The organism is Variovorax sp. CF313 (assembly GCF_000282635.1).
Taxonomy (GTDB): Bacteria; Pseudomonadota; Gammaproteobacteria; order Burkholderiales; family Burkholderiaceae_C; genus Variovorax.
The window spans coordinates 1-1,251 of sequence record NZ_AKIW01000151.1; the positions used below are offsets into that span (position 1 = coordinate 1).

At 54.9% G+C, this 1,251-nt stretch carries 2 protein-coding genes; both read right to left on the reverse strand.

All coding sequences use genetic code 11. The features are described 5' to 3' along the window. Window positions 1-48: 48 nt before the first annotated feature. Window positions 49-426, reverse strand: coding sequence for a VOC family protein (locus tag PMI12_RS26155; RefSeq protein ID WP_007838749.1), 378 nt, complete (start codon window positions 424-426; stop codon window positions 49-51). Window positions 427-572: 146 nt separating this feature from the next. Beyond that, the gene (locus PMI12_RS29030; RefSeq protein WP_157632289.1) at window positions 573-1,118 is read right to left on the reverse strand and encodes a hypothetical protein; all 546 of its coding nucleotides are present in this window, start codon (window positions 1,116-1,118) and stop codon (window positions 573-575) included. Window positions 1,119-1,251: the final 133 nt, after the last annotated feature.

A 1,251-nucleotide genomic window follows, 5' to 3' on the forward strand; every position in this document is an offset into this window, starting at 1 on the left:
TTCGCGGCGAAGAACTTCGGCTGACCGGGTTCGGCCGCGGCATCCTCATCAGCCGTTGATCAGGTTGAGGATGTTGCCGTCCGGGTCCTTGAACCAGGCGACCTTCATGTGGTCCATGACATGGATGTCGCCTTCGAGCTTCATGCCGGGCATGTCGTAGTGCTCGAAGCGCACGCCCTTGGCCTTGAGCGCCGCCACGAGCCGCTCGATATCGCCATCGACCGACCAGGTCACGGCCGTGGCCTGGTTGGTGCCGGCGAATGAGGAGCGGTAGACGTTGATCCGCGTAGTGCCGCTGCGATAGACGATCACCTCCTCGCCTTGCGCATCGACCTGTGTCAGGCCCAGCGTGTCTTCGTAGAAGCGGCGCGCCACGGCCAGGTCTTTCACCGCGAGGTTGGCCACGGCGTTGATGTTTCCGAGCATGGGAGTCTCCTGTGAAGCCCATTGCGCGGTGGACGCGCGGCGGGCGAGCCAAAAATACTCAACCATTCGGTGAAGTATTTGCCTCGCGGCAGCCGGTGTCAATACCGCGCTAGTTGCTCGCACGACCCGTGGAGCGATCGAAAGCTCTACGGCGCGCGGGTTGTGGGAGGCAAAAGCACGCAAAACGCTTCTTCGACATCTTGAGCCTTAACCAAGGAATTGTTCGAAGCCAACGAGTAGCTTTTGATCTTCTTCCTACCTCTTATGAAATTCATCATGCGAGCCCCACCTTTGCTGGAGTAAACCACGACGCCATCCAATCCTTCATCCGCCCCAATTTCGGGATCTTTGAACGATTTTAGCAAGTGATTCAAACGCTGAAGCGATGGCCTGTCTTTTTCAATAAAAACCTTTCGAATCAGATCATCAGTAATTCCATCAGGGCGCTTCCTCATATACAAGGTTGACCCCCACTGCTCCCAGCGCACGCCGCAACTTGAATCAACTCGACCTGAATGTATGAAATCATGAATTACCTCATCAACATTCAACCCCTTGCCCCCTCTCTCCAGGTTCACCCAAACCACAAGTCGATCATCCCTATATCCCGCAAATGAGTTCAAAGAAAAACCAAACAAAAAGGCCGCCCAAGATGCAAAAACTACACTTTTGAAGAACAAAAAATTCGTCACACTCAGCTCCCGTTACGAAATTCATCATATGCGACCCACCTTTATTGGAGTAAACCACCACCCCACCCCACCCCACCCCATCCCACCCCACCCCTTCCCTTCCCTTCCCTTCCCTTCCCTTCCCTTCCCTTCC